Here is a 13,898-nt window from a genome sequence, read left to right on the forward strand (position 1 = left end):
CCATGGGCCTTGCCTCCGCGCCGTCCCGCCCCACCCCGCCGTCCGACCGGACCGGACCCGGCCGAGCGCACTGGCTGCGCGTGGCCCGCGAGGCGGCGGACGACCTGGCCACGGACACAGTGACCAGGGACCAGGCGGGCAAGGCACCGTTCGACGAGGTGTCCCGGCTGCGCGAGGCGGGGCTGCTGACGCTCCGGATGCCGGCCGGGTCCCGGGAAGACGGCGCGGACTGGCTGACGGCTTACGCCGTCGTCCGGGAGATCGCCGCGGCCGACGGCGCGATCGGTCAACTGCTCGGCTCCCACTACTTCCTGTCGTGGAGCGCCCGGTTCTTCGCCGAGCCCGCTCCCGCCGCGCGGATCGAGGAGCGGTCCGCGGCCGAGGAGTGGTGCTGGGGCGGTGGTTTCGCACGTCAGGAGCCGCCTCTGACACTGACCAGAACCTCCAGGGGACTGGTGCTCGACGGTCGGCAGAGCTATACCACCGGGGTCTTGGTCGCCGACCGTCTCGCCGTGCGCGCCGTGCGGGAGGACACGGGTGAACCACTCGCCGTCGTGGTGGATCCGGGCCATCGCGGTGTGACGATCGACGGCGACGCCGACACCTTCGGCCAGCGGCTCGCGGCCGGCGGCAGCGTGGAGTTCGACAACGTACTGGTGGCTGCCGACGACGTGCTCGGCTCCCTGTCCGCGGACGAGGACCTGCTGTCGCCCCGGACCGCCCTGGCATCTCCGGTCGGGCGTCTCTTCTCCGCCCAGCTCCTCCTCGGCATGGCCGAGGGAGTGCTCGCCGAAGCCCGTGAGTTCAGCAGGACGGGCCACGCACCCTGGCACCCCGCCTGGCCGGCCGGTACCCCGCACGACCCGCACGTACAGACCGCCTACGGCGAACTCACCGTCCTCACCCGCTCCGCGTCGGCACTCACCGATCAGGCGCTGGAAGCCGTGCGGGACGGGCTGGAGCGCGGCGAAGACCTCACCTACGACGAGTCCGCGGACATCTCCGCCCTCGTGGCCATGGCCGAAACCGCCGCGGCCAGGGCGGCGCAGGAGTCCACCACCCGCGCCCTGGAAATCGTCGGTGCCCGCTCCGCCTCCGCGCGGCTGGGCTTCGACCGGTTCTGGCGCAACGCCCGAACCCACACCCTGTACGAGCCCGTCGCCCACCGGCTCCGCGACGTCGGACACTACTTCCTCGACGGCGCCCACCCTCCGTTCGTCCTGCCCGTCTGACCGGGACCGTACTTCGCTTCCTGCCCGTCTGACCGGGACCATACTTCGCCTCCTGCCCGGCGTCCCGGCCACCGCCCTGGGTGCCCTCCGCGCCGCGCGGTCACTGCGCCGCGCGGTCACTGCGCCGACGGCCGGGGCCGGCACACACGGCGGTCACCGCGCCGCCGCCCGTCCGGAGAATTGTGAACGCCGCGCTTCATTCGCATGTCGGGCCGTTGAGAATATGAGACGCCCGCGCAAGCGACATTGACCTGGCTGGATTTCGCTGCAACTCTCTTGGCTGTGAGCAAGTTCGAGTTCCTCGCCGCGCGCCTGCACGTCGATCCGCGATGTCGGGCCGGCACCCTCTGTGCCGTCGGCCGCCGCACTCACTGACGGGCACAGTCCCCTTCGCTCCCTTCGTTCCCTTTCACAGTCGGCTTCGGCGCCAAGCCGTTGTTCCCGCGGACGCCAGGCCCCTCGTGGCCGTTTTCACCGAGGCTTCTTTTCCGCCGTTCGACGTCTGCCCTTTCCCCGACCGGTTTTCTGAACAGGACCCTTCCATGGCTGTTACGGCATCGACCCGACGTCAGTTCCTCACTCTGCTCGGTCTTTCGACGGTGGCGGTGAGCTGCGGCACGGCCGCGACCGGAGCCACGTCCGGCAAGGGCCAGACCAAGACACTCCGGTACCAGGGCTGGGCGGGTCAGGTGACCCTGCCGGAACTGGCCGAGGATCTCGGCTATCTGGAGGACGTGCGGCTGAAGTGGGTCGGCAACACGATCAGCGGGCCGCAGGACATCCAGTCCGCGGCCACGGGGCAGGTCGACTTCGGCGGCGCGTTCAACGGCGCGGTCGTCAAACTGGCCGCACGCAACGCCCCCATCAAGGCCGTCATCAGCTACTACGGATCCGACAAGTACGCCTACAACGGCTTCTACGTCCTCAAGGACAGCCCGATCCGCTCCGCCCGGGACCTGCTCGGCAAGAAGGTCGGGATGAACACCCTCGGAGCCCACTCCGAGGCCATGCTCGACATCTATCTGCAGCGCGGCGGTCTGTCCCGGGCGGAGATCGGCAAGGTCGAACCCCTCGTGGTCCCCCCGGTCGGCACCGAGCAGTCGCTGCGGCAGAAGCAGATCGATGTGGCCGTGCTCGGCGACATCCTGCGCGACAAGGCACTGGCCACCGGTGGCATCCGCCCGCTGTTCACCGACTACCAGTTGCTCGGCACGTTCAGCGCCGGCACGTACGTGATGACGAACCGCTTCCTGGAGCAGAACCCCGACACGGCCCGGACCTTCGTCACCGCCGTGGGGCGGGCCATCGAATGGTCCCGTTCCACCCCGCGCGACGAGGTCGTCGCCCGGATGACCGACATCGTGAAAAAGCGCGGCCGCAACGAGGACACCGCGCCTTTGAAGTACTGGAAGTCCTACGGCGTCGCTGAGAAGGCGGGCCTGATCACCGACAAGGAATTCCGGCTGTGGATCGACTGGCTGGCCGACCGCGGCGACATCCAGAAGGGCCGGATCACGCCGTCGGACCTCTACACCAATGAATTCAACGCCGCGGGCGAAGACGGCGCACCGACTCCCTCGGCGGACTCCTCCGCCCCGACGAGCGGGAGCTGAATCCCATGCCGGACTCCACCACACAATCCACCCCGCAACCCACCGCCCAATCCACCGCCCCATCCACCGTCCCATCCGCCTCCCAATTCACCACGCAATCCACGACGCCCAAAATCGTGTTCGAGGGCGTACGGAAGGAATTCACCGTCAAGGACCACAGGGGGGACCGGAAGGGCACCCGTTTCACCGCCCTTGACGGTATCGATCTGGAGATAGCGGCCGGCGAGTTCATCGTCCTGGTCGGTCCCAGCGGCTGCGGAAAGTCCACACTGCTGGATCTGCTCGGCGGCCTCACCCGGCCCACCGGCGGACGGATCCTGCTGGACGGCGAACCCGTCACCGGCCCGGGCCTGGACCGGGGCATCGTGTTCCAGCAGTACGCGCTGCTGCCGTGGCGCACGGCACAGGGCAACGTCGAGTTCGGCCTGGAGGCCACCGGCGTCCCCCGGCGCCAACGGGCCGCGCGTGCCCGGGAGTTCCTGGATCTGGTCGGCCTGACGGGGTTCGAGGACCGCCATCCGCATGAGCTGTCCGGCGGGATGCGGCAGCGGGTGGCGATCGCCCGCAGCCTCGCCTACGACCCCGACGTGCTGCTGATGGACGAGCCGTTCGCCGCGCTGGACGCCCAGACCCGGGAGTCGCTGCAGGACGAGCTGCTGCGCATCTGGCAGCGCACCGGCAAGACCGTCGTCTTCATCACGCACGGCATCGACGAAGCCGTCCGCCTGGGACAGCGCGTCGCCGTCATGACGTCCAGGCCGGGCCGCATCAAGCAGATCGTGCCGGTCGACCTCGGCTCCCGTACGGCGACGGACGACCCCCGCTCCAGTCCCGAATTCGCGCGGCACCGGCACGAGATCTGGGCGCTTCTGCACGACGAGGTGGCCAGGGCCCAGCAGTTGGAGAAGGAGGAGGCTTCCGTATGAGTTCCACAACCGGCACGGCCGCCGACGAGACCACGGCGAGGGGTTCGAAGAGCACCGCCGAGCCCGGCCCGGCCCCTTCCCCCGTGTCCCCCGCCGCGTCCCCCGCCGTGTCCGCGCCGCCTGGCCTCGTACCGTCGGAGGTGCGCCGAGTCCCTTCCTCCGAGACCCGGGTCCGCCGGGCGGCCCGCCGGCTGCCGTACCTGCTGCTGAACGGGGCGACCAAGTCCGCGGCGATCGTGGCTGTGCTGTTGCTGTGGGAGACCGCGCCCCGGCTCGGCCTGGTCGACCGGACCTTCCTGCCACCGTTCAGCGAGGTCGTCCGCGCCTGGTGGGGGCTGGTGGCCGACGGCCGACTCGTCGACAACGCGCGTGCCAGTCTGGTCCGCTCCTTCAGCGGATTCGGTCTCGCCCTGGCCGTCGCCGTGCCGCTCGGTCTGCTGATCGGCTGGTACCGGCCGATCGCCGACCTCCTCGGCCCGCTGCTGGAGGTGTTCCGCAACACCGCCGCGCTGGCCCTGCTGCCGGTGTTCGTCCTGCTGCTGGGCATCGGCGAGACCTCGAAGATCTCCATCGTGGTGTACGCGTGCGCCTGGCCGATCCTGCTCAACACCATCAGCGCGGTCCGCACCGTCGACCCGACCTTGCTGAAGCTTGCGAAGTCGATGAACCTCTCCGCGCCCCGGTTGTTCCAGAAGGTCATCCTGCCGGCGTCGGTGCCGGTGATGTTCACCGGCATCCGGCTGGCCGGGGCGGCGTCCATCCTGGTGCTGGTCGCCGCCGAGATGATCGGCGCCAAGGCGGGCCTCGGCTATCTGATCAACGCCTCGCAGTACAACTTCGCGATTCCGCAGATGTACGCGGGCATTGTCACGATCTCCGCCATCGGTGTGGCCTTCAACCAGTTCCTGGTGGCCGTGGAGCGGCGGCTCAGCTCCTGGCGCGTACCCGCCGCCGGCTGACCGGACCCCGGTTCGCCCGCCCGCCCCGACGGTCCCCCTGCCCGACGCCTCCTGACGACCTCCCGACCGACCACCTCCGCACTGATCACCGCACCGATCACCTCACTGATCACCTCACCGATCACCTCCTGACACCTCCTGAAAGGAACATCCGCACATGACCACCGGCACCGGCTTCGACATCCGCAGGATCGGCGGCCGCATCGGCGCCGAGATCCTCGGCGTGGACCTGTCCACCGACCTCGACCCCGCCGTCGTCACCGAGATCAACTCCGCGCTCCTGGAACACAAGGCGCTCGTCTTCCGCGACCAGCGGCTCGACGACGCCGGCCAGCTCCGCTTCGCCTCCCTCTTCGGTGAGCTGACCACCGCGCACCCGACGGTCCCCTCCGTCGACGGCCAGCCCCACATCCTGCCGGTCGACGGCGACGAGGGCATCCGCGCCAACCAGTGGCACACCGACGTCACCTTCGTCCGCACGCCCCCGAAGGTGTCCACGCTGCGCAGCCTCGTGGTCCCGCCCTACGGCGGCAACACGCTCATCGCCAACGCGGCCGCCGCCTACCGGGACCTGCCCGAGCCGCTGCGCGAGCTGGCGGACAAGTTGTGGGCGGTGCACACCAACGACTACGACTACGCCGCCCCGAAGAGCGAGAAGGCGGCCGAGTACCGCAGGCGGTTCGTCTCGCGGAAGTACCGCACCGTGCACCCGGTCGTCCGTGTCCATCCCGAGACCGGGGAGCGCGGGCTGTTCATCGGCGGCTTCGCCCAGAGCATCGTCGGCCTCAATCCCTCCGACTCCCGCGACCTGCTGCGCATCTTCCAGTCCTACGTCACCCGCCCGGAGAACATCGTGCGGGTGGCCTGGACGCCGGGCGACCTCGTCCTGTTCGACAACCGCATCACCCAGCACTACGCCCCCGACGACTACGGCGACCTGCCGCGCCTGCTGCACCGGGTGACCGTCGCGGGCGACGTCCCGGCCGGTGTCGACGGCACCCTCAGCCACGTCGTCGAGGGCGACGACGCCTCCCACTACACGCCCGCCGCGGCCTGAGCCCTCCGGCCGCCGGGCAGCGGACACCCGTCCCCGCGACATCCGTCCCCGCCCGGCGGCCCGCCCGCCACGAACGCCGACCGAAGCCGTACGGGATAATGTGCACATGCGGATCTCAGCCAGAGCGGACTACGCGGTACGTGCCGCGCTGCAGCTCGCCGCGTCACGGGACGACGAGCCGCTGAAGGCCGAGGCCATCGCCGATGCCCAGGACATCCCGCACAAGTTCCTCGAAAGCATCCTGAACGACATGCGCCGGGGCGGTCTCGTCCTCAGCCGGCGCGGCGGCAACGGCGGCTACCGGCTGGCCAAGCCCGCCGAGTCCATCAGCATCGCCGACGTCATCCGCGTCGTGGACGGCCCTCTGGTCTCGGTGCGCGGCGTCCGCCCGCCGGACCTGTCCTACACCGGCCCCGCCGAGTCGCTGCTCCCCCTGTGGATCGCGCTGCGGTCCCACGTGCGCGAGATCCTCGAGGGTGTGTCGCTCGCCGATGTCGCGTCGGCCCAACTCCCCGCGGACATCTACGCGTTGACCAACGCTCCGGGCGCCTGGGTGAACCCCTGACCCACCGGCCCGCTCATCACCGGTCACCACCAGTCCCGAAAAACGGGACAGTGGCGTCCACGATGCGAAATCCCCCTTGGGGCGGGCGCTCTCTTCTGCCACTATCCCCATCAGTCAGATAGGAAAACTGGGAATCCGTGGGGTGGGGCCGTCATGCGAACGCGCAACCGCACGGACCTGGTGCCGCCCCTCCTGACCGCGCGTCGCCACATCGACTTCGGCCGTGTCTCCAGCGCCATCTGTCGGCTCGCCTGAGACTCCCCGCGCACCCCGCACGCATCCCCCACACCGCTGTGCCCCTGCCGTCCCACCGGGACGGCGGGCGAGTGGCCTGCCGGTGTGCACCGGCAGGCTCCACGCCTTTCGTGCCGTACCTCCCTGAACGCCCTTCCCCTGAGAGGACACCTCCGTGTCTGCCGCAAGACCGCTCACCACCCTGCGCACCTTCGCCGTCCTCGCGGCGCTCCCCCTGCTGCTGACCGCCTGCGGCTACGGCGCCGAGTCCGCCGACGACGGCAAGCGGACCGAGGTCGCGGCGGGCGCCGAGAAGCTCTCCGCCGGCGAAGTGAAGATCGGCTACTTCCCCAACCTCACGCACGCCACCGCACTGGTCGGCATCCAGGAAGGCCTGCTCCAGAAGGAGCTCGGCGGCACCAGGATCAAGGCGTCCACCTTCAACGCCGGCCCCTCCGAGATCGAGGCGCTGAACGCCGGCTCCCTCGACATCGGCTGGATCGGCCCGTCCCCCGCCATCAACGGCTACACGAAGTCGGGCGGCAAGAACCTGCGCATCATCAGCGGCTCCGCCTCCGGCGGGGTGAAACTGGTCGTCAACCCGAAGAAGATCAAGTCCCTGAAGGACGTCAAGGGCAAGAAGATCGCCACCCCGCAGCTCGGCAACACCCAGGACGTCGCGCTGCTGAACTGGATCTCGGAGCAGGGCTGGAAGGTCGACGCGCAGAGCGGCAAGGGCGACGTCTCCGTCGTCCGCACCGACAACAAGATCACGCCGGATGCCTACAAGTCCGGCTCGATCGACGGCGCCTGGGTGCCGGAGCCGACCGCGTCCAAGCTGGTCGCCGAGGGCGCGAAGGTGCTGCTCGACGAGGCCGACCTGTGGCCGGACAAGAAGTTCGTGATCACGAACATCATCGTCCGGCAGGCGTTCCTGAAGGAGCACCCGGACGTCGTCGAGGCCGTGCTGCGCGGCTCGGTGAGGACCAATGAGTGGATCAACGCCCACCCGGACAAGGCCAAGGCCTCGGCCAACGCGGCGCTGGAGAAGGAGTCCGGCAAGGCCCTGCCCGCCGAGGTCATCGACCCGGCCTGGAAGTCCATCACCTTCCTCGACGACCCGCTGGCCTCCACCCTCGGCACCGAGGCGGAGCACGCGGTGAAGTCCGGCCTGCTGGACGAGCCCGATCTCAAGGGCATCTACGACCTCGCACCGCTGAACAAGGTCCTCAAGGCCGAGGGCAAGGACGAGGTCGACGACGCCGGTCTCGGCGCCGGGCAGCCGGGCACCTGACGACCGGATCCGATGGGCTCCCCGGAGGTGACGGCCATGGCAGCCACGACGCCGACGCCGCCGGGGACACCACGGCGGTGACGCACGCCGTCCGTGTCGAGCGCGTCTCGACGTCCTTCCCCGCGCCGGGCCGCGCTCCCCGCGGCGGCGAAAGCGCGGCCCGGCCGGTCACCGGGTCACCGGATCACGGGGTCACGGGGTCAGGTACGCCTCCACCTCGCCGAACTGGCCTGCGGGCCAGCCGGTGTTGGCGGACACCGTCAGCCGCAGGTGGCGCAGGCCGGTGCCGTCGGGCAGGGCGACGGTGGCCGTGTTGCCGGTGGCCGGGTCGAAGCGGTAGTCCCGTGCGCCGAGCACCGTCCGGTACGTCGACCCGTCGGTGCTGCCGAGGACGGCGATCGTCTGGGTGCGCGCGCCCCAGGCCGAGGACGGCGGCAGCTTCAGCACCAGGCGGCGCACCGCCTGGACGGAGCCGAGGTCGACCGTCCAGGACTGCGGGAAGGCGTTGTTGGCCGACTCCCAGTAGCTGTCGGCGTCGCCGTCGACCGCCTTGCCGGGCGTGTAGACGTCCTGGGAGCCGGTGGCGGTGGCCGGCCGGCCCTTGGCCAGGTTGCGGTTCGGGTCGGGGTCGGGGGTGCCCTGACCGGGCTGCGGCCAGGTGGAGCAGTCCGGCCAGGTGCTGCTCCAGCCGGAGTTGCCGCCGCCGTCGGTGAGCGTGAAGGTGCCCGAGTTCGCCGGGTAGGGGCAGTTGTAGACGCCGGCCGCGCCCACCCCGCTCGCGGTGACGTCACGGAAGACGGCCGCGCCCTGCGCCTCGGCCTGGACGACGACCGTGCCGGTGTTGCGCACGGTGGCGCCGTCCACCGTCACATTGCGCACCGGGTGGCCGCGGCCGCCGCCGGAGACGAACTCGAAGGCGCTGTAGGGGCTGTCGGTGATCGTGTTGTCGGTGATCCTCACGGTCGCGTCGATGGCACTGTCGTAGGAGTCGACGCGCAGCGCGCCCATCGGGTGGTTCCAGTTGGGGTTCATGGCGCCGGTGCGCACCAGGGTGTTGCCGTCGACGGTGATGGTGCCGGCGAGCGGGTGGAAGGGGTCCAGGAACTTCTGGTTGGAAATGGCGATGCCGCTGCCGAGGGCGTTGGTGTCGGAGACGAGGTTGCCGCGCACCGTGATGTCGGTGCCGCCGTAGATCGCGATGCCGTTGGCGAGGTTGGGCTGCGAGACCGTGTTGTTCTCGAAGCTGCTGTCGGTGTCGGGCGCGTACAGCGACCACATGGCGAGGGAGTCGTCGCCCTGGTTGCGCAGGAAGTTGTTGCGGACGCGGACGCCGCGCGCGGTGCCGTTGAGGTTGAGGCCGTCGGCGGTGGTGTCGAGGATGCGGTTGTCCTCCACGACCAGGTTGTCGTTGTTGCCGGTCAGCCACAGGCCGACCTTGAGGTGCTGGAGCCACATGCCGGAAACCGAACTGCCCGGCCCGAGCGAGCCGTTGACGAAGTTGTCGGGGTTGGAGTCGACGCGCTCGGTGACCTCGCCGAGGACGGCGAAGTCCTTGATGTGCACGCCTCCGGAGGAGCTCGGCTGGTCGATGAAGCGGGAGGTGTGCACGACCGAGTGCCAGTGGCCGGCGCCCTGCAGGGTGACGTTCTGCACGCCGCTGAGGGAGGAGGTCAGGCGGTAGTCGCCCGGCGGGATCCACACCACGCCGCCCTGCGCGGCCGCGATGGCGTCGCGGAAGGCCTGCGTGGAGTCCCGCTGCCCGGCGGGGTCGGCGCCCTTGGCGGTGACGGACACCGATCCGGCGGGCTGCTGCGCGGCGTCCGGGGCCTGCTCGAAGTCGGCGACGTCGACGGTGACCTGGACGTCGGCCGCCTCGAGCGCGACCTTGTCGCCGGCCCGCACGGTCCGGCCGAGCAGCAGGCGGGCGTTGTCGTAGAAGTGGTGTGTCCTGGATCCGGCGATCCAGCCGGTGTCGACGTAGCTGTACTTGGAGGTGACGGCGATCGTCCTCGCCAGTTTCTGCCCGTTGACGTACACGTTGAGGGTGCCGGAGCGGCCGTCGGGCACGCTGTAGGCGACGTTGAGGGCGTTGGCCGTGCGCGGTGCGGTGAACTCCACGCGCCGGCCGGCCTCCAGGCGCACCGCCTGGCGCCCGGAGGCCTCGGAGGCAAGGGTGCCCTGGGTGTAATCGGGGCCGATCCGGGTGCCGTCGGTGGTGGCGGACTCGGCCTCGACGGAGGTGAAGGGCAGGGTGGCGCCCGCGGCGGCGTGCGCGGCGGTGGGGGCGAGGGCGACGAGCGTGCCGGCCGCGAGGGCGACGGTGGCGGCGAGCACCGCCGTTCTTGCTGACATGCGCCTGACATGTCCGGGGAGGGTGCTGTCGTACTGCATGGGCCGTTCCCTTCGGGATGGGGGGTGCGGAAGGGCGGTGCGTACGGCGGCTCAGGTCAGCAGCCAGGCCGCCGTGTCCTGCGGCAGGCGGCCGGCGTCGTCCAGGGGGCCGCTGGTCAGCAGAAGACGGGAGTGCTCGGGCAGGTCGGCGGGGGCGGCGGCCAGGTTGGCCACGCACAGCGCGCCGGTCGGACGGGCGAGGGCGAGGACGCCGTCCGGGGCCGGCAGCCAGGTCAGCGGGCCGTCCCCGAACAGCGGCCGCAGCCGGATCGCCTCCCGGTACAGGCTGAGCACGGAACCGGGGTCCCGGGCCTGCCGGTCGGCGGCGTACGCCGGCCAGTCGGCGGGCTGGGGCAGCCAGGGCTCCTCACGGGAGCCGAAACCCGCCCACGGGGCGTCGGCGGTCCACGGCAGCGGCACCCGGCAGCCGTCGCGGCCGGGGTCGGTGCCGCCGGAGCGGGCGTGCATCGGGTCCTGGATGCGCTCGCGCGGGATGTCGGCCTCGGGCAGGCCGAGTTCCTCGCCCTGGTAGACGTAGACGGAGCCGGGCAGCGCGAGGGAGAGCAGGGCGGCGGCGCGGGCCCGGCGGGTGCCCAGGGCCAGGTCGGTGGGGGTGCCGAAGGCCTTGGTGGCGAAGTCGAAGCCGGTGTCGGCGCGGCCGTAGCGGGTGACGGTGCGGGTCACGTCGTGGTTGCACAGCACCCAGGTCGCGGGCGCGCCGACCGGGGCGAGGGCGGCGAGCGTGTCGTCGATGCGGGCGCGCAGCCGGCCGGCGTCCCAGGGGCAGGTCAGGAAGGGGAAGTTGAAGGCGGTGTGCAGCTCGTCGGGGCGCAGGTAGCGGGCGAAGCGCTCGGCGTCGGGCAGCCACACCTCGCCGACGAAGACGCCGCCGTACTCGTCGGCCACCCGCCGCCAGGAGCGGTAGACGTCGTGGAGTTCGTCGCGGTCGACGTACGGGTGCGGGTCGCTGCCCTCAGTGAAGTCGGGCAGGCGGGGATCCTTGACGAGCAGGGCGGCGGAGTCGACGCGGACGCCGGCGACACCGCGTTCGAACCAGAACCGCAGCACGTCCTCGTGCTCCTGCCGCACCGCCGGGTGGGCCCAGTTCAGGTCGGGCTGCTCGGGTGCGAACAGGTGCAGGTACCAGGCGCCGTCCGCGGTGCGGGTCCAGGCCGGGCCGCCGAACTGCGACCGCCAGCCGTTGGGCGGGAGTTCGCCGTCACGCCCGCGGCCGGGGCGGAAGTGGAACAGCTCGCGCTCGGGGCCGCCGGCCAGGGCGGCGCGGAACCAGGGGTGCTGGTCGGAGACGTGGTTGGGCACGATGTCGACGATCGTGCGGATGCCGAGCTCGCGGGCCTCGGCGATCAGCTTCTCCGCCTCGGCCAGGGTGCCGAAGGCCGGGTCGACGGCGCGGTAGTCGGCGACGTCGTAGCCGCCGTCCTTCATCGGCGACAGGTACCAGGGCGTGAACCACAGGGCGTCCACGCCGAGTTCGGCGAGGTACGGCAGCCGGGAGCGCACCCCGGCGAGGTCGCCGGTGCCGTCGCCGTCGCCGTCGGCGAAGCTGCGGACGTACACCTGGTAGACGACGGCGGTGCGCCACCAGTCCTGGTCCCTGCGGGCCCGGTCGGGCTGTCCCACGGTGGGTGCCTTTCTGTCTCGGAGGGCGGTCTGACGAGGCGGTCTCGGGAGAGTGCCGGGGCGGTCTCGGGGAGGGTGCCGGGGCGGGCGCGGGGAAGGTGCCGGGGCGGGCGCGGGCGGCGGGCGCGGGCGTGCCGTCAGCCCTTCGTGCCGCCGGCGCCGATGCCGGCGACGATGTGCCGCTGGAAGACGAGGAACAGCGCGACCATCGGGATGCTGGCGATCACCATGGCGGCGATCAGCACGGTCAGCGGGATGTTCTGCGACAGCTGCACCAGGGCCACGCCGATGGGCTGCTTGTCGGTGTCGGAGAAGACCATCAGCGGCCACAGGAAGTCCTGCCAGACCGCGACCAGCGCGAAGATCGACACCACGCCGAGCACCGGGCGCGACAGCGGCAGCACGACCGACCACAGGGTGCGCAGCCGCCCGGCGCCGTCGATCTCGGCGGCCTCCAGCACCTCCCGCGGGATGCGGTCGAAGAACCGCTTGAGCAGGTAGAGGTTGAAGGCGTTGGCGACGGCCGGCAGCCACACGGCGAGCGGGTCGTTGAGCAGGCTGGTGTGGATCAGCGGCAGGTCGGCGACGGTCAGGTACTTGGGTACGACGAGGGCCTGCGCCGGGACCATGAGGGTGGCGAGGATGCCGCCGAGGACCACCTTGCCGAAGGCGGGACTCAGTTTCGACAGGGCGTAGGCGGCGGCCGTGCAGAACACCAGCTGCAGCAGCCAGGCGCCGGCCGCCTGCACCACCGTGTTCCACAGGTGCCGCGGCAGCTGCATCAGGTCCCAGGCGTCGGCGTAGGCGCTCAGGTGCCAGTGCTCGGGGACGAGGGTGGGCGGGGTGCGCGCCACCTCGTCCGGGGACTTCATGGCGCCCGTGACCATCCAGTAGACGGGGAAGAGGAAGGCGAGCGCGAAGAGCACCACGACGGCCGTGAACACCGCCCAGTACAGGGCTCTTCCACGCGGGCGGGCCAGGGCCGCCGGGGAGACGAGGGTGCGGGGGCTGCTGCTCATGCGTCCTCCGCGGAGCGGGTCAGCCGCAGGTAGGCGGCGGAGAAGACGGCCAGCAGCGCCAGCAGCATCACGCTCAGGGCGCAGGCGCCGCCGAAGTCGTTGTAGAGGAAGGCGTACTTGTAGATGAGGTACAGGACGGTGACGGTCGCGTTCTCCGGGCCGCCGCCGGTGATGACGAACGGCTCGGTGAACACCTGCATCGTCGCGATGATCTGAAGGAGCATCAGCATCAGGATCACGAAGCGGGTCTGCGGGATCGTCACGTGCCGGACGCGCTGCAGCAGGCCGGCGCCGTCCAGCTCGGCGGCCTCGTACAGCTCGCCGGGGATCTGCTGCAGGGCGGCGAGGTAGATCAGGACGGTGCCGCCGAGGTTGGCCCAGGTGGCGACGATCACCAGGGAGACCAGGGCGGTGTCGGCGCCGTTGGACCAGTTCGAGGTGGGCAGGTGCGCGAAGCGCAGCGCCTCGTTGGCGAGGCCGGTGCCGGGGTCGTAGAACCACTTCCACAGCAGGGCGCTGACCACCGGCGGGATCATCACCGGCAGGTAGACGACGACCCTGAAGAACGCCTTGGCGTGGCGCAGTTCGTTCAGGACGAGGGCGAGCAGGAAGGGGATCGCGAAGCCGATCAGCAGGGCGAGCAGGGTGAAGGTGAGGGTGTTGCGCCAGGCGGCGGCGAACTCCGGGTCGTGCAGGACCCGGCCGAAGTTGGCGGTGCCGACCCACTCGGGGGCGGAGCCGGGCGTGTACCGCTGGAAGGCGATCACGACGGCGCGGATCGCCGGGTACCAGGAGAACAGGGCGAAGCACAGCAGGCCGCCGAGGAGGAAGGCGTAGGCGCGGGCCTGGTCGGCCAGGCGCCGCCGGCCCCTGCCCCGGGGCGGGGGCGGCGCCGGGGCCGGGCGGGCGGCGCTCGTCCGGACGGGCCGCCGCCGGGCGGTCTTCGTCATCGCGGTCGCCCCCGTCG

12 protein-coding genes are annotated in these 13,898 nt (G+C 71.1%); 8 read left to right on the forward strand and 4 right to left on the reverse strand.

The features are described from left to right. Nucleotides 1-2 precede the first annotated feature (2 nt). The 8 genes from IE225_RS25595 (at nt 3) to IE225_RS25625 (ending at nt 7,880) form a co-directional block, all read left to right on the forward strand. Nucleotides 3-1,232, forward strand: coding sequence for an acyl-CoA dehydrogenase family protein (locus tag IE225_RS25595; protein ID WP_190059969.1), 1,230 nt, complete (start codon nt 3-5; stop codon nt 1,230-1,232). Between the two features lie 542 nt (nt 1,233-1,774). Then, nucleotides 1,775-2,845, forward strand: a complete 1,071-nt coding sequence (locus IE225_RS25600; protein ID WP_190059970.1) for an ABC transporter substrate-binding protein — start codon at nt 1,775-1,777, stop codon at nt 2,843-2,845. Between the two features lie 116 nt (nt 2,846-2,961). Continuing rightward, nucleotides 2,962-3,771: an ABC transporter ATP-binding protein gene (locus tag IE225_RS25605; protein WP_373303274.1), complete on the forward strand. Its 810-nt coding sequence runs from the start codon at nt 2,962-2,964 to the stop codon at nt 3,769-3,771. Continuing rightward, nucleotides 3,768-4,730, forward strand: coding sequence for an ABC transporter permease (locus IE225_RS25610; RefSeq protein WP_229880024.1), 963 nt, complete (start codon nt 3,768-3,770; stop codon nt 4,728-4,730). Before IE225_RS25605 ends, IE225_RS25610 begins: the two co-directional genes overlap by 4 nt. Nucleotides 4,731-4,887: 157 nt before the next feature. Beyond that, entirely contained in the window at nt 4,888-5,787 is a 900-nt protein-coding gene (locus IE225_RS25615; protein ID WP_190059971.1) for a TauD/TfdA dioxygenase family protein, read from the forward strand. A gap of 106 nt (nt 5,788-5,893) precedes the next feature. Continuing rightward, complete coding sequence (locus IE225_RS25620) at nt 5,894-6,352, forward strand: RrF2 family transcriptional regulator (protein WP_190059972.1); 459 nt, start codon at nt 5,894-5,896, stop codon at nt 6,350-6,352. 153 nt (nt 6,353-6,505) lie between these two features. After that, nucleotides 6,506-6,607 carry a putative leader peptide gene (locus IE225_RS34160; RefSeq protein WP_373303275.1) on the forward strand — a complete coding sequence of 34 codons (102 nt, stop codon included), beginning with the start codon at nt 6,506-6,508 and terminating at the stop codon, nt 6,605-6,607. A 154-nt stretch (nt 6,608-6,761) separates the two neighbouring features. Beyond that, nucleotides 6,762-7,880: an aliphatic sulfonate ABC transporter substrate-binding protein gene (locus IE225_RS25625; protein ID WP_190059973.1), complete on the forward strand. Its 1,119-nt coding sequence runs from the start codon at nt 6,762-6,764 to the stop codon at nt 7,878-7,880. Between the two features lie 192 nt (nt 7,881-8,072). On the opposite strand, the gene IE225_RS25630 is transcribed toward IE225_RS25625, so the two are convergent. The 4 genes from IE225_RS25630 to IE225_RS25645 form a co-directional block, all read right to left on the reverse strand. Further along, nucleotides 8,073-10,232, reverse strand: coding sequence for a discoidin domain-containing protein (locus IE225_RS25630; RefSeq protein WP_190060006.1), 2,160 nt, complete (start codon nt 10,230-10,232; stop codon nt 8,073-8,075). A gap of 90 nt (nt 10,233-10,322) precedes the next feature. Further along, a complete protein-coding gene (locus IE225_RS25635; protein WP_190059974.1) occupies nt 10,323-11,912 on the reverse strand; it encodes a glycoside hydrolase family 13 protein in 1,590 nt (529 codons plus the stop codon). Between the two features lie 137 nt (nt 11,913-12,049). Further along, nucleotides 12,050-12,931 (reverse strand): carbohydrate ABC transporter permease, encoded by an 882-nt coding sequence (locus IE225_RS25640; RefSeq protein WP_190059975.1) that lies wholly within the window; start codon nt 12,929-12,931, stop codon nt 12,050-12,052. Then, on the reverse strand, nt 12,928-13,881 hold the full coding sequence (locus tag IE225_RS25645) for a carbohydrate ABC transporter permease (RefSeq protein WP_190060007.1): 954 nt from the start codon (nt 13,879-13,881) through the stop codon (nt 12,928-12,930). Before IE225_RS25645 ends, IE225_RS25640 begins: the two co-directional genes overlap by 4 nt. Between the last annotated feature and the right edge of the window lie 17 nt (nt 13,882-13,898).

Source organism: Streptomyces echinoruber (assembly GCF_014651135.1).
GTDB lineage: Bacteria > Actinomycetota > Actinomycetes > Streptomycetales > Streptomycetaceae > Streptomyces > Streptomyces echinoruber.